Source organism: Alteromonas algae (genome assembly GCF_049117195.1).
In the GTDB taxonomy this organism is placed as follows: domain Bacteria; phylum Pseudomonadota; class Gammaproteobacteria; order Enterobacterales; family Alteromonadaceae; genus Alteromonas.
Map to the genome: position 1 here is coordinate 2,790,463 of NZ_CP185260.1, position 17,881 is coordinate 2,808,343.

Genomic DNA, 17,881 nt, shown 5'->3' on the forward strand with positions numbered 1-17,881 from the left:
ATGACACCACTATAAAGAAGCCGTATTCAATGTGAAACGATTAATTACAGCTCACGTGAAGATGAAACATTGTTAATACTGCAAAAAAACGACTATTTTTTCACCTTTTTGCATCCCGCTGTACAAATAAGATACACCCCAAAAGGCTGATTTTGTTTATTTTTTGTAAACCGTCGATAAGCGGCAAAAAATAAGAACATGATATTTATACACTTTTTACAAAATTTGATCTTTTCTAAATCTGTTGTAGTATTAACTCCATACAACTGGTCAGATGAGCGGATGAGTCTTATGAGTATTAGAACAAGCTTAAAGAAAGTTTTACCCCCAATTTCAGTTACTGAACAAGAAGCCCTAGATGCGGGCGACGTGTGGATTGAGTCTTCGATTTATCAGGGTAAACCTGATATGCAAGCACTACGCGATATTCCTCAAGCAGCATTAAGTGCTGAAGAGCAAGCGTTCATGGACGGCCCTGTAACAGAATTACTGGGCATGATTGACGACTTTGAATTAGGTAACGGCAAACACATTCCACAAGAGATCTTAGATTTCCTTGGTAAGAACCGTTTCTTCTCTATGATCATTCCAAAGAAATTTGGTGGTCTAGAATTCAGTCCTTATGCAAACTCTACTATTGTTGCCACTATCGCAGCAGTAAGTGGCGCTATTGCAGTAACCGTTATGGTTCCTAACTCGTTAGGTCCAGGCGAGCTACTTATGCATTACGGCACAACAGACCAACAAGATTACTGGTTACCACGTCTTGCTGACGGTCGCGACATTCCATGCTTCGCGCTTACTAGCCCTGAAGCAGGTTCAGATGCAGGTGCAATTCCTGACGCTGCTATTGTTACCAAAGGCGAGTTTAACGGTGAAGAAGTACTAGGCCTGCGTATTAGCTGGGATAAGCGTTACATCACGCTTGCACCTATCGCGTCTGTACTTGGTCTTGCATTTAAAGTGTTCGATCCAGAGCACCTTCTTGGCGATAAACTAGAGCTAGGAATTACTTGTGCATTGTTACCTAAGTCACACCCAGGTGTTGAGCTAGGTAATCGTCACGACCCTATGGGTGTTCGTTTCTACAACGGTACAACACGTGGTCAAGACGTATTTATCCCAATGGATTTCATTATCGGTGGCCAGAAAAACATCGGTCGTGGTTGGCAGATGCTGGTTAGTTGCTTAGGCGCTGGCCGTGGTATCTCTCTTCCAGCGATGGGCGTAGCAACAGCACAGTCTGCGTTTAAAGGTACTGTTGAATATTCTTTCGTTCGTGAACAATTTGGTCTTCCAATTGGTCGTTTCGAAGGTATCCAAGAGAAAATGGCTGACATTGCGGGTAAGACATTCTTACTTGAAGCAATGCGTGTTCTAACGACAGAAGGCTTAGGCCTAGGCGTTAAGCCATCAGTTGTTACTGCGATTGCTAAATATCACATGACCGAACTAGGTCGTGACGTAATGAACTCTGCAATGGATATTCAAGCAGGTAAGGCAATTCAACGTGGTCCGCAGAATACATTAGCAGGCGGTTATGCGGCATTGCCAATTGCCATTACGGTTGAAGGTGCAAATATCCTTACTCGTAACCTTATGATTTTTGGTCAAGGTGCAATGCGTTGTCACCCTTACCTAAAAGACATGGTAGACCTTATCCACAGCAACGAAAGTTCTGCGGACAAAGAGTTCAACAAGGTATTACGTAAAACGGTTGGCTTCAGTGTGAACAACGCGTTCCGTAGTTTAGGTAAATCATATTTACCATTCTTGCGCGGCACCGAGTCTGCACTACCTGAAGTACGTAAGTACGAAAAACGTGTAAACAGCATTTCTGCGAAGCTTGCACCGCTTGCTGACCTTTCTTTGGCAGTACTTGGTGGCGACCTTAAGAAAGCAGAGCTTCTTTCTGCTCGCTTAGGCGACGTAATGAGCTACCTATACGGTGCAATGGCTGCTATTCGTTTCTACGAGCAGCGTATTGAAGACAGAAAGCTAGCATTACCGTATTTCGAGTACGCAATGCAGTGGTCTCTACAGCAGGCTGAACAGGCAATTGTTAACTTTATCAACAATTTCCCTAACACAGCAACGCGTGGGCTAATGCGTTTACTTACCAACACGTACACCAACAGTGTTGCAGGTATCAGTGATGACCTAGTACGTGAGTTATCGCTTGCGTCTATGCAAGATAACAGCGTCAAAGCGCAGCTTACACACCTAGTTCGCGTAACACCGGGTGATGGTAACGATATCAACGAGCAAGCGTTTAAAGCTAAGCATGCGGTTGCCCACCTTCTTGGCAAAGTACAAAAAGCACTTCGCAAAGAGCCAGTGGTTCCATTCATCTCTTTTGAGCATGCGTTGAACAAGCTGCAAGAAAAAGGTGTGGTTAATGCACAAGAAGCTGCACAGCTTCATGACTACAACGAAAAGCGTAAACTTGCTGTACGTGTAGACGAATATACATTCGACATGGAGTTGCTGCCGGCGTCTGAAACGCTAACAGCAGTTGATGGCGGCAAAAACGCAGCCTAAACGAATTAGGTTATATTAACCTACTAAAAAGCCCTGCATTGGTAAGTGTCTGATAAACAGATTAACTTACGAAAGCGGGGCTTTTTTAATGGTTTTTCGTCAATATAAATTGCCAACACACGGCCCATTGTTCTCACTCCTCACCTCAAGTCATTAGACTTTAGTATAATAACCCCCTATATTAACTAGTATGGCGACATTCTAGGGAACACAATGAAATGTCTTGTAGTGCTAGTCTTTTTGATAATAACCAGCGTCAAAAATAGTTATGGAGAAGAACGTGCGTATACCATCGGGTACATTAACCACCCACGTATTCACACTTATTATAAACCCCTGATTGAGGAGGCCTACCGGCGTATTGGCATTACCCCCACGTTCATAGAGGTAGGCGGTGAACGAGGTCTTCGTTTACTTAATGACGGCTTTTTGGATGCTGATATCATTCGCTTTGAGAGCGTCACCCGCCCTTTCAGTAATGTACTTCCCATTTACCCTCCTTTGGCAAACGGACGTGTATCACTTTATTGTGCAAGCGATGTACCCTGTAACTTAGGCATACTGCGTGACCCTTCCATAACTATTGCGGTAAGGCGTCGTTTTAAAGCCCAACGTCGAGAAAACAAAGACATCCCTGACATTTATGCAAACTTAGATGGGTTTGAAGATATTCAGAAGATACGAGATCTGATGACATTTAAACGCTATAGCTATGCCATTCTGCCTAGCGATGGCTCGTCAGACGCTGATTTTGAGGCGATGGGGATAAAAACAATAGCTATCAGCACGGAACAACCTGCTGTTCATGTAATCCACAAAAGAAACCAGCACTTATCAGGCGCATTATTTGAAGCCTTGCAAACGGTAATTGAAGAGCGCGGGTAACCGCGCTTCATCTGATGCTAGGTTGCGGTCTGCAACGTGAAGAAGGTTAACCTCACCTACGGCGTAATGATTCGCGCTACATTTTGCTCATAACGACGTCTCCACCATTTCAGGCTTATGCCGACCGATATGATACTCACCACCCACGTAATGATTAGTAACGGCACAAATGCACTACTCATACCGCCCACAAAACCAATGGGAGAGAACATCAAGTACAGGGTAACAATTAAACCTATAAGGATGATGGCGCACGGTATGGAATAGCGCCAAGGGGTCATATCCACTTCGGCTTTTGGTATAAAGCGCCATGGTTTCGCCATTGGGTAAAAATGACCAATGGTTAACATAATTGCTAATTCAATGAAGAAAAGCACAGCATAAATGTGAATAAAGTTTAGCTCTACTTGCCATACAAATTTTAACAGGGCGTACGCGATAACATGAAATACTATGGCGACTTTTGCTGCTAAGGCTGGCACGTTTTTAGTAAATAGCCCAACCAACACAATAGTGATAACGGGAATATTATAAAACCCAGTAAAAATGCGGATAATTTGCCATAAGCCCTCTGGGGCCAACATTAGCAAGGGGGCGGTGACAAATGACACTACCGCAATAATAAGGCTGGTTATTTTCGCCACGCGAATAAGCTGGCCGTCGCTAACCTTATTTTTCTTGAACGGCTTATAAACGTCTAGGCAAAACAAGGTAGCGGTGCTGTTTAATAACGAATTGAATGAGCTAAACACGGCCCCTAACAATACGGCCAAGAAGAAGCCAGAAAGATACTGCGGCAGTACGTCTTTTACCAAGTGCGGGTACGCCAAGTCGATAGTTTGTAGGCTTTCATTTTGATACAAATGATACGCGATAACACCAGGTAGCATCATCATGAAGGGGACAAGTACCTTGAAATAGCCAGAGAATAGTACACCTTTCTGCCCTTCTTCTAGGTTCTTTGCGCCTAATGTGCGTTGAATTACGTATTGGTTAGTGCCCCAGTAAAACAGGTTTGCGAGTAACATGCCGGTAAATATAGTGCCGAAGGGAACAGGGTCGTCTGCTGCACCTATGGCGTTGAGTTTCTCCGTTTCTGTGGTCGCTATGGTAGTAAGCCCGCTGGAGAAGCTGCCATCACCTAACGCAATTAGCCCTAAAATAGGCACCAAAAGACCGACAATCAGTAACCCTATACCATTTATTGTATCTGACACCGCCACCGCTTTTAGCCCACCAAATATGGCATATAGCGCACCAATGCTGCCCACCATAACAATGGTAACAACCAGGCTTGCTTCATAGGGTAAATCTAACAACCCAGGTACATCAAATAACCGTAGCACGGCAATAGAACCTGAATAAAGCACCGATGGGATAGTGATTAATGTGTATCCCACCATAAATAGTACAACGGTCATACGTCGCACGCTGTCGTCAAATCGGTCACGAAGAAACTCAGGAAGCGTAGAGAACGCACCCGCTAGATAGCGAGGTAAAAACACGAGTGCCATGATAATAGTAGAAATGCCAGCAGTTACCTCCCATGCCATCGCACTTAGGTTATAACCGAACGCTGAGCCATTAAGCCCTATTAGCTGCTCTGCCGATAAATTCGTTAATATCATTGAGCCCGCAATGAAAGTCCCCGTTAACCCTCGCCCCGCAAGAAAATAGCCATCTTGCGTGTCTACTTCGCCCCTTGTTTTAAAGTAAGAAATTATGGCAACTAACGCCATAAAGGCAATGCATGTTACTAAGGTAAGGGTGACATTCATGCTAACGCTCCGACAACTACTGTGGCCACATTGTGGTGGCTGACATATCCATTTCAGTATGCTCTACCTTAGGCCCCAACTGAATGCGCTCACCCTTTCGAATAAATACCGCAAGCTCGTTAAGTGGTAATGTATGCTCATAATATTTTCCCCCTTCGTAGACCGAACTAGAAGTAGATGTCGGAGCAAACCTCACCCAATCACCTTTTGGAAGATAAAACTTCACCTTACCGCCGGGTACGATGCACGGCACCACGAGTAAACTCTCACCACACATAAATTGTTGCTCAAACTGGCGCGCTAAGGGGTCGTGCGGAAATGCTAAGGCCATCGCCCTTTGTACGGGCAACCCCGATTCACTGGCTTGTTGCATGGTCTTTTGTAAATAGGGTAATAATTGATAACGCAATGCTAATGCCTCAAACACCGCATCAGAGGCTGCATCGCCATAAGACCAAGGCTCTCTTGGCCCAATACCATGTAAACGCATGTGGGCTGAAAATACAGAAGCCTGTGTCCAACGCACATACAATTCAGCGTCGCGAGTGTCTTTATAAAAACCGCCGATATCGGTGGCAGAGAAAGGGCCTCCTGACATTCCCCACGACAAACTGCCGCGAATACTGGCCGCTAACCCATGCCAGTCGGCTTGCGGGTCCCCTCCCCATTGCGAAGGAAAGCGCTGACTACCTGTCCATGCAGACCGGCTAAATAAAAACGGCCCTGTTTTACAGTATTTCTCGGCGGCTTCGTAGACACAGCGGTTGTATAGCATGCTGTATACATTGTGTAGCCGGTTACCGGAGTCTCCGCTATACGCCAGCATATTGTCATCTTCTAACTGCTCGCCGAAATCAGCCTTAATCATATCAACGCCCAAGTCGAATAGCGGCTTGTGTGACGCTTTCCAAAACTCATAGGCATCTGGATGGGTAAAGTCGAGGATGCCAGAATCCGGCAGCGGCGTGAGCACTTCACCAAAAGGGCTTAAATCCCATTCGTAGCGATAGGCTTCACCGGTACGCTTGTCTTTAATAAGCCAACCTTTCTTAGCAGCTTCTGCGAATAGCGGGTTTTTAACCGACACCATGGGGTATTCCCATACGCAAATTTTAAAGTCCATCGCTTTTAATTCGTCAATGACTGGCTTAGGATCTTGATAGCGGCTAGGATCCCACTCAAATGCAAAGCGGGTGTCAGTGTCCTGCCATGCACGACCATCTAGCGTTATCACATCACATGGCATTTTTCTTTCACGCACTTCTCGCGCAACCGCCAGCAGCTCTTCAGCGTCTTTGTAATACGCTTTCGAAAGAATAACCCCTAAACTCCACGTAGGTGGAACCGGAGCAAAGCCTGTTAAGTTACTGTAAGTATTAATACTTTGCGCGGGCGTATCGCAATGATACAGAAACATGTCTAGCGTGTTGTCTTCAACTACGCACACATACGCGCGCTGTGACCACGGCGCATGGCCCACCCCATGGGTAACGGGTGTAGGTGTATGAACAAAAAGATTCCAGCCTTCTGGACTCCACGCGTAAGGCGTATTCTTATACGACTTTTCCGTGTTCACACCCAACGCATCGTGATTATAAGAACGAATTAACTGGCCGCGTTTATCAAGCTTGCCCCACTTTTCCCCAAGTCCATAGACGGGCTCTTCGTCGGCAAGCTCAAGGCTGACTATCCACCCTGCGTCAGTTTTAGCGAACGGAGGAAGCCGATGCTGTCGAACAAAATGCCCATCAGTCGCAGATTGCTGAACTAATACATCATTGCGATAAAGTTTAAAATGAAGGGGGGCGAAAAATAACGCTAAACGATATTCTCCGGCACTAATTACTTGTTGCTCGGTATCTCCTGAGACTGAAAGGGGCAAAGGTTCAGGGGTGGCGACCAACATGTTATAGTCTGTGCCGCGCGTTCCTTGCACACTGTCAATGCCTGATTGAATGCGCAGACCAAACTCACTTAGTGAGAATACCAATGTGTCGTATTGCGTGGGTACCACAAAGTGATATTCGTCTAATAAGTATGAGCTGCCATTGATATCCGCAGCCTTTATACTGTTCCAATCTGGTTCGTTAACCGAAAATGCCTTGTTCATCCCACTTAATACCCTACGTCTTATATAAGACATAAGTTAATAAAATGTAACTTAACTGTCAACGAACATTTCGCGGGCACGCTACAAATAATTAGCTGGTATTTCGTCTATACCTAAGGTGGTATGTGATTTACATCAAAATTACGCTATAACACTTGTGTATGATATAACTAACAAACATTAAGCATTAGGTCAGGGTTTCATGTCTTCATCTCAGTTCGACCATAAGTTAAGTGGTCCTAGTCTTGCGTTCCAACCGCTCTATCAACAAGTTGCAGAATATATCAAGCAGCTTATTGTTGAACGCCGTTGGCAGCCAGGTGAAATGTTGCCCAGTGAATTTAAACTTGCCGATGAGTTCAATGTAAGTCAAGGTACGGTGCGCAAAGCATTAACATTACTTACCGACACAAAAATTGTCTCGCGTCGCCAAGGCGTTGGCACCTTCGTATCAGAGCATACGGCACAAGACGCATTGTTTAGATTCTTCCCTTTACAGGCCGATGGTAAAGGGGCTGAATTACCCAAAGCAGAGCTTTTAGGCATCGAGTTAATAGCGCCCAATGAAACTATTCAAACTGCCTTACAACTTACAAATAAAGAGCGTGTCACTAAAATAGAACGTCGGCGCATTCTTGATAATGAGTTTTGTATGCTTGAAACCATTTATCTTCCCACTAAATACTTTCCAAGAATCAACGAACATAAAGACATTCCACATACGCTTTACCATTTCTACCAAACTGACTTTAATCAAACGGTACTGAAAACCCGCGACGGAATTAAAGCCATACTAGCGTCACAGTCAGATGCAAAATTATTACAGATAAAAGAGAACGAGCCTTTGCTGCTAGTCACTCGGGTTACAGAATCTATTGATGGTAAACTTATTGAGTATCGAGAAAGCAAATGCAGAAGCGATAACTATCACTACCAAGTGGAATTAGACTAAACCTGCACAAGACGTGTTTTAACAATACGTTTAGATACTAGGATTGACTAAGTTCAGTGCCTGTTTACTGAAAGGTGCTAGCATTTCGATTCAATCCGAACCCACTTTTTACTGCTCTTTTCTGTCGCTGAATATTCCGCTCTTTTTTCACTCTTATATGTATGGCAACGCCTTTGCGCGTGCGCCCTCACTTATCAATAACAACGCAGCTTGTTAACACAATGTTGACAAGGCACCACTCCTGTAATAACTTATGTCTTATACAAGACTTGTACTTTATTATTTTACAGGATTAGAGATATGAACGCGTTGGCAAAGATCCCTGAAGTAGGGTTTGGATTCTGGAAAGTCGATACAGCCATTTGTGCCGATACGACTTACGAAGCGATTAAAGCGGGCTATCGCCACTTAGACTGTGCTGCCGATTATGGTAACGAGAAGGAAGTGGGAGAAGGCATTCAACGCGCCATTAAAGACGGTTTGTGTACCCGTGAAGAGCTATGGGTTACCTCTAAATTATGGAATACCTTTCACGCGCCAGAGCATGTGCCACTTGCACTAGAAAAAACGCTAAGCGACTTACAACTAGACTATCTCGACCTTTATTTAATTCATTTCCCGATCGCACAAAAGTTTGTGCCTATTGAAACTCGCTATCCACCTGAGTGGTTTTACGATACTACGCAAGAAAACCCTACTATGGAGTTAGCGCCTGTCCCGCTTTACAAAACATGGGAAGCCATGGAAGGGCTAGTGGATAGCAAAAAAGTTAGCCGTATCGGCATCTGTAACTACAATACCGGGTTGTTACACGACTTAATGAGTTACGCACGCATTAAACCGGCCATGCTACAAATTGAATCGCACCCTTATCTAACCCAGTCACGCTTAATTCGTTTAGCAAAAGACTATGGTATGAACGTAACTGCGTTTTCACCGCTTGGAGCGTTGTCTTATTTAGAGCTTGAAATGGCTGATAAAACCGAATCAGTTTTGGAACAGAATGTTGTGAAGCAAGCTGCATCAGCGCACGGTAAAACGCCTGCTCAAGTGGTACTTCGTTGGGGCATTCAACGCGGTAATGCCATCATTCCGAAAACGTCAAAGCCAGAACGAATGCGCGAAAACTTAGCCCTATTCGATTTCACTTTAACGCAGGATGAAATGGATGCTATCTCTTCACTGAACGTGAACCGACGCTTTAACGACCCAGGTCATTTTTGTGAAGCTGCATTTAACCGTTTCCACCCTATCTACGACTAGGAGAGTGCGATGAGCAACGCGATCACTTACGCCACCGTAGCCACGCAACATAGCTACAGTAATACCGTTTTCCCACAGATTGTTGTTAATAATAATCACTGCACTTCGATAGAAGACACGGTAGCGTTTATCAAAGATAACCAAGCTGAACTTGAAGCACAACTTGCCGTATCTGGAGCGCTGTTGTTCAGGGGTTTTCCACTTGATTCAGCTGAAACCTTTGATACCTTTTCAGCCAGTTTTGGTTATGCAAATTTCACGTATAAAGAGTCGCTGTCAAACGCCGTGCGCATTAACTTTACCGAGAGAGTTTTCACGGCTAACGAAGCCCCTAAAGAGGTAGAGATTTTCTTGCACCACGAGATGGCGCAGACACCAATTTCCCCAAGTAAGTTATTCTTTTTTTGTCTCTCTGCGGCAGATAAAGGGGGCGCAACACCACTGTGTCGTTCTGACAAACTATTTGAAGCGCTTAAAGCCGAGAATCCATCGTTAGCCGACGACTTTTCGAGCAAAGGTGTGAAATACACTACGACAATGCCCGCCGCTGATGATGCTAATTCAGGGCAAGGCCGCAGTTGGAAAAGCACATTGAGCGTCGATAGCACAGAGGCTGCCGAAGCTAAACTAGGTGAATTAGGCTATAGCTGGGAATGGATGGAAGACGGCAGTTTGCGTGCTATTACGCCAGTTTTGCCGGCAGTGATAACGCTATCGGACGGTTCACAGTCGTTTTATAACCAACTTATTGCAGCCTATATGGGCTGGAAAGGCGTGCACGAAGATCCATCATCAGCAATTACCTTTGGTGATGGTGCGCCCATCCCTAAAGAGGGTCTCACACGCATTACCGAATTAGCTCAACGATTTACGTTTGATCTTGAATGGCAAGATGGTGATGTGGCGCTGGTAGACAACTATCGTGCAATGCACGGCAGACGCCCCTATTCAGGTGAAAGAAAGCGCCAAGTGCTTGTAGCGCTTGTAGCGGCCGAGCGTTAATCAAGATGAGTGGCTTTGCCGCGACATGTAAATCTATTTGGCCGGGGTTTGGTATTGCTACAATTACCGGTATGGCTGCGCTATTTTTGAGTGAGCACTATAACGCGCCAGCGATGTTATTTGCACTGTTACTTGGCATGGCTATCTCCTTCTTATATCAACACGATAACATATGTAAATGTGGAATTGATTTTACTGCCAGTACCCTATTACGTGCTGGCGTCGTGCTCCTGGGTCTACGTATTGCGCTGGGCGATCTGATTGTGCTGGGTTGGCAGACCGCGGCAATGTTAGCTTTTGCCATTCTATCGACCATTATTTTGGGCATCGTATTGGCAAAAACTGTAGGCTTGCAAAAGCGTTTTGGGGCGCTGACCGGAGGTTCTGTGGCCATTTGCGGCGCCTCTGCAGCACTGGCCATTTCTACCATACTGCCAGTGGGTAAAAATCATGAACGAGACACACTACTTACCGTAATTGGTGTGACTGCTATGTCTACCATTGCCATGGTTATTTACCCCATTATCGCGGCCCAACTAAACATGAGCGATACGCAAGCGGGTATTTTCCTTGGCGGCACCATTCACGATGTTGCACAGGTGGTTGGTGCAGGCTACTCCGTATCAAACGATGCTGGTGACTTGGCCACATTGACCAAATTAGTTCGCGTGGCCATGCTGCTACCTGTTGTTGTGATCATGATGGTTGTTGTAAAACGGGTTCATAGCATTTCAAAAGAATGCGATGGCAACATGCCAAAACTTCCATTATTTCTAGTCGGCTTTGTTGTGTTGATGCTTGTGAACAGCTTTTTCTCTTTGCCAGATATTATGGTAGACGCTGGCACTCAGCTATCGCGCTTTTTCCTTGTGGTTTCCATCACCGCTATTGGCATGAAATCTAACCTGGGTAAATTGGCTGAAGTTGGCATGCTCCCTATTGTTCTGATTGTGACAGAAACGGTTTGGATAGCGCTGTTGATCCTCGGTTTTCTATTCTTACGTTAAGCTATTTGAAAGGAGAATGGGGTGAAAAGGTTTAATAAACTAAAGGCGAACACTCGGGTCGTAAGCACTGCTAAAAGAACAAAAACATCCCGTGTAGGCTTGCACGCGCTTTACAGCCAAGACCCTATCGAAGCGGACAAAATTGTCTTTGGCCGCGATACAGCCCCCCTTACCCGCCGTGGTTTTTTATCGGGTTTTAAAACCCTATCGCTGTTACTCGGTGCTGAAATTGTATATGGGCAGTTTATGCCAGCGGGGCTTATACCTGCTGCGCTTGCACAAACCAATGCGCCTTTTAAAATCAAGGGTAAAGATGGGTTGGTGGTTCTTAACGACAGGCCCATTAACGCCGAGACGCCAGCCCACTTACTTGACGATCGCGTCACCCCGGCGTCACGATTATTCGTACGCAATAACGGAATAGCACCAGATATATCACCAAAAGATTTCGACCATAGCAAATGGACACTCACTATTGAAGGTGAGTCTGTTGAATCGTCGCGAACGTTTACCCTGCAGGAGCTAAAAGATAACTTCACGCACTACACTTATCAATTGACATTGGAGTGCGGAGGCAATGGCAGATCAGAGTTTTCGCCTGCTGCCAGTGGCAACCAATGGACGACAGGCGCAGTGGGCTGCCCTAATTGGACTGGCGTTCGATTAAAAGACGTACTTAATGCAGTAGGGATTAAAGACGATGCGGTATACATTGGTTACTACGGTCAAGATATACATTTAAGCCGCACACCAGGTAAGGCCGCTATTTCTCGTGGCGTACCAATAAGCAAAGCACTTGAGGATGAGTCATTGATTGCGTTTGCAATGAATGGGGAACCATTGCCGGTTATGAATGGTTTTCCACTTCGTTTAGTATTTGGTGGCTGGCCCGCCTCGACATCAGGAAAATGGTTATCGAAAATAGTGGTGCGCGATCGTATACATGATGGCGCAAAAATGGGCGGCAATGCGTATCGTGTTCCATGTAAACCCGTGGCGCCTGGAACGACTGTTGCTGAAGATGACATGTGTATCATTGAAGCTATGCCGGTTAAGTCGTTAATTACACATCCACGTTCTGGCATAACGCACGCTAGCACAAACGCTTTAGCGGTTCGAGGACATGCATGGAGCGGCGAGGCCAAAATAGCAAAGGTATTCATCTCTATCGACTTTGGCCAAACGTGGCAGACAACGAACGTTACATCGGCCGTGAACCGACACGCTTGGCAACATTTTAACGCAGAAATTAAGTTTCCGCAGCCGGGCTATTATGAAGTTTGGGCACGCGCTGAAGACAATAACGGCCGCTCACAGCCCATGGTAATGCCTGGTTGGAACCCTAAAGGCTACTTAAATAACGCCTGTCATCGCATTGCAGTTAGTGTGGTGTAATCAGTGAAAAGACTACCTTACACCATATTGTTATCGACCCTTTATATTATGGCGGCAAAAGGTGGGGAAAACGAGCCCACAGCACACCCTAAGACAGGGCTAGTCGATGCTCCAGGGCATAACATGGTAATGGCCCATTGTACGGCTTGCCATTCAGCTTCGCTCATTTCACAAAACAAAATGAGCCGTGAAAGATGGCTAGGCACTATACAATGGATGCAGCGCACACAAAAACTTTGGCCTCTCGGCGATGCCGAACCTGTTATTTTAGACTATCTGAGTACGTGGTATGGCCCGAAATCACAAGGGCGGCGTGCACCTATTTCAGCGCATTTAATGCCAACACAAGCAAAATAAAATACGCACTAAGGTAACACTTCACTCGACGCCCTCTTCTTTCGCTTATTCACTTTCTTGGGGACGGTGTCGTTTTCTATATTTCAAACCCTGTTACATGATGCGACTGTCCTAAAACTTTGTGACTGTCCTAAACGCTAACCATCCGAAACCTTTTGACTGTCCGAAATCTCCTTTTCAGAACTTTCCTCGCGTAATGGCGGCATAAACACGTATTAATGATATGTGATTGCCCTAAACGAAAAAAGGCGCCCTAGGGCGCCCTACACACACTTACCGGGGGGTTAGAACTTAGCGCGAAGCTGCACGCCGAAATAGCGGTCCGCATCACGAGGTAGTTGATAACGGAAGCCGTCACCACTGAACGTCGTTACAAAGCTCTCATCGGTCAGGTTTTTACCGATAAGGCTTATGCGATAGTCATCATCACTGAATGAAAATGCCAAACTTGCATTGATGATGGCATAGTCAGGTAACACTGCCGGGTCGTTATCTGCTGCAAACGCGCCTGGTGCACCTGCGAACATTTCGTCAGTGTAAACATAAGAACCATTTAAGATAATGTCCATATTGTCCATTTCCCAAATATATTCACCCGTTACCGAGTATTTTAAATCTGGTGAGAATGGTAAGTCAGCGCCAGAACGGCCTGTACAGTTTACATCGGTAACAGGGCAACGGAATTCGTCTACCTCAGCATCTACTTTAGACAACCCACCCGTTAATGATAAGTTGTCAGTTGCTTGCCACATAAAGTCAAATTCATAACCTTGTGTTGTTACTGAGCCAGCATTAGTTAAACGAGAAATGGTAACAGAGTCGAGCAACTCTGAGTTATTCGCTTGAAAACCGTCGATATCCGTTCTGAAAATAGCAGCATTAAACACGATGTTACTGCTGGCGTACTTGTAACCTAACTCGTAGGCATCAGATGTTTCCTCGCCTATTGGCAGGGTATCGGTAGCCGACATATTATAAAACACGTTGAATGCTGGCCCTTTATAACCTTGAGAGAACGTGAAATACGTCATGCTGTTGTCAGTTAAATCGTACTGCACACCCAACTTACCAGATACATTCGTTTCATCAGTTTCACCGCTATAATCAGTGTCAAAACTACGCACACCAACACCGGTGCGGCTGTATTGGTCATTGCTGCTTCTATTGTGCGAATAACTCACTTCGTCTGCGGTATAGCGAACACCGAATAATAGACGCAGGTCGTCGTTGATATGGTATTTACCATCAGCAAATAGCGCCCAGTTATCAAACTGCGTTTCCATGTACGCGGTAGCGCTAACAATATCGTTAGAGTTACAGCTTAACCCTTCATCAGCAATGAACTGATTAACTTGGTCAGTTGTTGGGTCTGCAATGCCGAAGGTATCCGTTAAGTAAGCACTAATAGCCGATGGAAATTGGCCTGCATTGTTTTGACAGCTTGCATCACGAGTAAAGTTTCGCTGCGACTTTTGCGTCCACCAAAATGCACCAACCTGATAGTCAAATGCATTGCCAAGTGGCGAGGCTATGCGGAATTCTTGTGAGGTTTGCTTCCAGTTTTGGGCACCAATATCATGTAATTGGAATGGTTCGCCAAATACAGGGAACGGGCGCGATCCTGCTGTTGAGGTAAAGTCACCTTCACGAAATTCGGTATTATCCCAATCACGGTATGCTGTAATTGAAGTAAATTGATGGTCGCCGAACATAGTGTCGACCTGAATAGAGAAACCGGTGGTTTCATCTAACGTGCGTGTCTCAAAATCATGATCGATGAGTCGCTGTTCTAAATCCAGATCGCCAGGCCCTGTGCTGTTCGGTAATGCTTCTGAGCCCGGATGGCGGCCGCTAGGTGTAAGTTCTAAATCGGCGCAACAGCTATCGTCAGATTTAACATTCTCGAATATAAACAAGATGTCGGTGTCGTCGCCAGCATCCATATCAAGCATGGCGCGAATGCCTTCTTTATCATAGCCGTTGGTCATTTCATTGTTATAAACGTTCTTAATATAACCGTCGAACTGCGATTTGAGTACCGTTAAACTGCCGTTCACATTGTCATTTAATGCGCCCGACACACTGGTTTTTAAACGATATTCGTTATCTTGAAATAATGTAACTTCAGCCGTGCCCTCAAATTCTTCTGTAGGTCGCTTGGTAGTGATATTTACCACACCAGCAGAAGCATTTTTACCGAACAGCGTACCTTGCGGCCCACGTAATACCTCAATACGTTCTAAGTCATACAAATCGACAAACGCTTGACCTGAACGGCCTAACACTACGCCATCTACTACCGTCGAGACACTTGGCTCTGCCGCCACACTGAATGAAATAGTACCAATACCACGCACCGTAATAGCTGAATTTCGTGTCGTGTTACCTTTCCTAAAACTGACCGAGGGTACCAATGCTTGTAAGCCTTCGATATTTGCAGCAAACGTGGCGTTAATTTGATCCTCTCGTAATACTGAGACCGCTACAGGCACTTCGTTAAGGCTCTCTACCCTTTTTTGTGAGGTAACTGTAATTTTTTCTAGCCCTTTGGGCTCTTCAGTTTCAGCATCCTGTGCCTGGGCAGCAAAGCCGATGGTCATACAAGTACCAATAGCCAACGCCTTGGTGATACTTGAATGTAGTGTGCTAGGTCTTAGTGACATGGGTGTTCTCCACGAGTTCTTCTTTTATAGGTTTAGTCAAGCTATCTGCCACATGACCGACGGCTTTCACGATACTATTATTATTTTTGTCTAAACTACGACGGGCTCATTTGTCTTATATAAGACAGAAGATAATCAAAACTTAACTAATAAGTAAACGAATTGCAATCTTTTTGTTAAAACTAAAAGCAAGACAAAAGACACCTTAATAAAATCGCAAATTAAATATTAAACCAATGTTTTAATTGGCATTTAATTTTTTAAAGCACACTAAAATAGGAATGAAGAATGACCATTATGCATTTCATTGATACAAATAAATAACAAAAATACAGGTGATATGTCTTACATTAGACTGCTAAGCTAAAGCTTATTGAGAGGTATACTGCTTCGCACCCCGCGTCCACACTAGTGAGCGCATAGGGCGAAAAACAGTCGTAAAAGTGTCATCAGAATAAGTAACAATTTATCCTCACCAACGCGCTCATTAAGGATCTTTAGAAGATGGAGAACAACCGCTACATTCGCAGCCTTTTTTTTAATACCGTATGCACGCTTTTGTGTTTCGGTACGATGACTAATGCGTATTCGGAAAATCGAATTGATACCCAGCGCCCTGATGCGCCTGCGCTCGCCGCTTACGGAGACTTCTCAATTGGCGTGCGCCAGCTAGAGGTAACAAACCCATCCCAAATTGATATCTTGGCACTCGATACCACACAAGCTAAACCAGAGCCTTTACCACTTTACGATCGCCCGCTTACGCTTGAGGTATGGTACCCAGCAGACAAAAACAGCGAAGGTAATACCGTATTACAGGCGTATATACGCGATGGAAAAAAACCGGTAGCGCTTCATGGTAAAGCAGTGAGAAATGCACCACCGTTTAAGGCTAACACCCCATTTCCTTTGGTATTGATTTCTCATGGTTACCCAGGCAACCGCTTTTTACTGGCTCACTTGGCAGAAAATATCGCCTCAAAGGGCTACGTGGTCGTGTCGGTAGATCACACCGACTCGACATACAGAACACAAGCAGCATTTTCGTCTACGTTGGTTAACCGCCCCATTGATCAGCTTTTCGTCGTCTCGCATATCGAGGCATTAGCACAGCAAGGATCGTCGTTCTTGCACCAATTAGTTAATGCTAACAATACAGCTATTGTGGGCTATTCGATGGGAGGCTACGGCGCCGTGGTTAATGCAGGCGCTGGACTAACCGAACAGGCGATCACTAGTCAATTAGGTGCCCCTTTTGGCCTGTTATCACGTTATCAATCGGGAAAAGTAGATCCTCGAATTAAGACCATCATTGCCTTCGCGCCGTGGGGAATGAACTACGGTATGTTCACCCTTGACAGTATTGCGGTTCCCATGATGTTGATAGCGGGGTCTCAAGATGATGTCTCGGGCTATGAAAATGGTGTGCGCGCTATTTGGGAAGGGGCAAACAATGTTGACCGTACGTTGTTAACGTTTAATAACGCCAACCATAACGCCGGCGCGGTAATGCCTGCGCCAAAAGAGTCATTTGTATTTGATGAAGCATTAGGCTTTAACACCAGCACGCATTACATCGATGCAGTGTGGGATAACACCCGTATGAATAATATTGCGCAACACTTCGTTACCGCCTGGCTAGGCAAGCATTTAAAAAGCAATCACGACATGCAAGCCTACTTAGACCTTATTCCCGAATCTAATAATGGGGTATGGGCAATGGATAAAGCAGGCAACAAAGAGGCAACGCATACCTATTGGAAAGGGTTTGCACCGCGTACAGCAAAAGGGTTGAAGTTAGAACATTTGCGCGCAACAGAATAGACATACAACCTTTCTAGAAAAGAAAAATCCGATATCAGAACCTGATATCGGATTTTTATTGTCAACACAGTGCGGCGGTGAATATAACGTTAGTTCAAATTCGC

General features: G+C 45.2%; 12 protein-coding genes. 9 read left to right on the forward strand and 3 right to left on the reverse strand.

Translation table 11 applies throughout. The annotated features are described in order from the left end of the window. The first annotated feature begins 198 nt into the window (after positions 1–198). Both ACOJRU_RS12565 and ACOJRU_RS12570 read left to right on the forward strand, forming a co-directional pair. Positions 199–2,541 carry an acyl-CoA dehydrogenase gene (locus tag ACOJRU_RS12565; protein WP_421132082.1) on the forward strand — a complete coding sequence of 781 codons (2,343 nt, stop codon included), beginning with the start codon at positions 199–201 and terminating at the stop codon, positions 2,539–2,541. A 213-nt stretch (positions 2,542–2,754) separates the two neighbouring features. Continuing rightward, complete coding sequence (locus tag ACOJRU_RS12570) at positions 2,755–3,426, forward strand: hypothetical protein (protein ID WP_421132083.1); 672 nt, start codon at positions 2,755–2,757, stop codon at positions 3,424–3,426. Between the two features lie 56 nt (positions 3,427–3,482). On the opposite strand, the gene ACOJRU_RS12575 is transcribed toward ACOJRU_RS12570, so the two are convergent. Both ACOJRU_RS12575 and ACOJRU_RS12580 read right to left on the reverse strand, forming a co-directional pair. Then, positions 3,483–5,204, reverse strand: coding sequence for a solute:sodium symporter family transporter (locus tag ACOJRU_RS12575; protein ID WP_421132084.1), 1,722 nt, complete (start codon positions 5,202–5,204; stop codon positions 3,483–3,485). A gap of 16 nt (positions 5,205–5,220) precedes the next feature. Next, positions 5,221–7,314: an alpha-xylosidase gene (locus tag ACOJRU_RS12580; RefSeq protein ID WP_421132085.1), complete on the reverse strand. Its 2,094-nt coding sequence runs from the start codon at positions 7,312–7,314 to the stop codon at positions 5,221–5,223. A gap of 202 nt (positions 7,315–7,516) precedes the next feature. Here ACOJRU_RS12580 and ACOJRU_RS12585 point away from each other — a divergent pair, with 202 nt between their 5' ends. From ACOJRU_RS12585 to ACOJRU_RS12610, 6 genes are all read left to right on the forward strand, one after another. Beyond that, complete coding sequence (locus ACOJRU_RS12585; protein WP_421132086.1) at positions 7,517–8,266, forward strand: GntR family transcriptional regulator; 750 nt, start codon at positions 7,517–7,519, stop codon at positions 8,264–8,266. Between the two features lie 300 nt (positions 8,267–8,566). Continuing rightward, positions 8,567–9,529, forward strand: coding sequence for an aldo/keto reductase (locus ACOJRU_RS12590; protein ID WP_421132087.1), 963 nt, complete (start codon positions 8,567–8,569; stop codon positions 9,527–9,529). Between the two features lie 9 nt (positions 9,530–9,538). After that, positions 9,539–10,531: a TauD/TfdA family dioxygenase gene (locus ACOJRU_RS12595; RefSeq protein WP_421132088.1), complete on the forward strand. Its 993-nt coding sequence runs from the start codon at positions 9,539–9,541 to the stop codon at positions 10,529–10,531. A 5-nt stretch (positions 10,532–10,536) separates the two neighbouring features. Then, a complete protein-coding gene (locus tag ACOJRU_RS12600) occupies positions 10,537–11,538 on the forward strand; it encodes a YeiH family protein (RefSeq protein ID WP_421132089.1) in 1,002 nt (333 codons plus the stop codon). A gap of 126 nt (positions 11,539–11,664) precedes the next feature. After that, on the forward strand, positions 11,665–12,933 hold the full coding sequence (locus ACOJRU_RS12605; RefSeq protein ID WP_421134766.1) for a sulfite oxidase: 1,269 nt from the start codon (positions 11,665–11,667) through the stop codon (positions 12,931–12,933). Positions 12,934–12,981: 48 nt separating this feature from the next. Beyond that, a complete protein-coding gene (locus tag ACOJRU_RS12610; RefSeq protein ID WP_421134767.1) occupies positions 12,982–13,290 on the forward strand; it encodes a hypothetical protein in 309 nt (102 codons plus the stop codon). 284 nt (positions 13,291–13,574) lie between these two features. Here ACOJRU_RS12610 and ACOJRU_RS12615 read toward each other — a convergent pair whose 3' ends face one another. Beyond that, entirely contained in the window at positions 13,575–15,953 is a 2,379-nt protein-coding gene (locus tag ACOJRU_RS12615) for a TonB-dependent receptor (protein ID WP_421132090.1), read from the reverse strand. 573 nt (positions 15,954–16,526) lie between these two features. On the opposite strand from ACOJRU_RS12615, the gene ACOJRU_RS12620 reads away from it, so the two are divergent. Beyond that, on the forward strand, positions 16,527–17,777 hold the full coding sequence (locus ACOJRU_RS12620) for an alpha/beta hydrolase family protein (protein WP_421132091.1): 1,251 nt from the start codon (positions 16,527–16,529) through the stop codon (positions 17,775–17,777). The last annotated feature ends 104 nt before the right edge of the window (positions 17,778–17,881 follow it).

Excerpts from the sequence above, each read along its gene's own strand:
- ACOJRU_RS12565 (WP_421132082.1), top strand. The coding sequence starts at position 199 with ATGATATTTATACACTTTTTACAAAATTTGATCTTTTCTAAATCTGTT.
- ACOJRU_RS12570 (WP_421132083.1), top strand. The coding sequence starts at position 2,755 with ATGAAATGTCTTGTAGTGCTAGTCTTTTTGATAATAACCAGCGTCAAA.
- ACOJRU_RS12580 (WP_421132085.1), bottom strand. The coding sequence starts at position 7,314 with ATGAACAAGGCATTTTCGGTTAACGAACCAGATTGGAACAGTATAAAG.
- ACOJRU_RS12600 (WP_421132089.1), top strand. The coding sequence starts at position 10,537 with ATGAGTGGCTTTGCCGCGACATGTAAATCTATTTGGCCGGGGTTTGGT.
- ACOJRU_RS12585 (WP_421132086.1), top strand. The coding sequence starts at position 7,517 with ATGTCTTCATCTCAGTTCGACCATAAGTTAAGTGGTCCTAGTCTTGCG.
- ACOJRU_RS12620 (WP_421132091.1), top strand. The coding sequence starts at position 16,527 with ATGACTAATGCGTATTCGGAAAATCGAATTGATACCCAGCGCCCTGAT.
- ACOJRU_RS12590 (WP_421132087.1), top strand. The coding sequence starts at position 8,567 with ATGAACGCGTTGGCAAAGATCCCTGAAGTAGGGTTTGGATTCTGGAAA.
- ACOJRU_RS12610 (WP_421134767.1), top strand. The coding sequence starts at position 12,982 with ATGGCGGCAAAAGGTGGGGAAAACGAGCCCACAGCACACCCTAAGACA.
- ACOJRU_RS12595 (WP_421132088.1), top strand. The coding sequence starts at position 9,539 with ATGAGCAACGCGATCACTTACGCCACCGTAGCCACGCAACATAGCTAC.
- ACOJRU_RS12615 (WP_421132090.1), bottom strand. The coding sequence starts at position 15,953 with ATGTCACTAAGACCTAGCACACTACATTCAAGTATCACCAAGGCGTTG.
- ACOJRU_RS12575 (WP_421132084.1), bottom strand. The coding sequence starts at position 5,204 with ATGAATGTCACCCTTACCTTAGTAACATGCATTGCCTTTATGGCGTTA.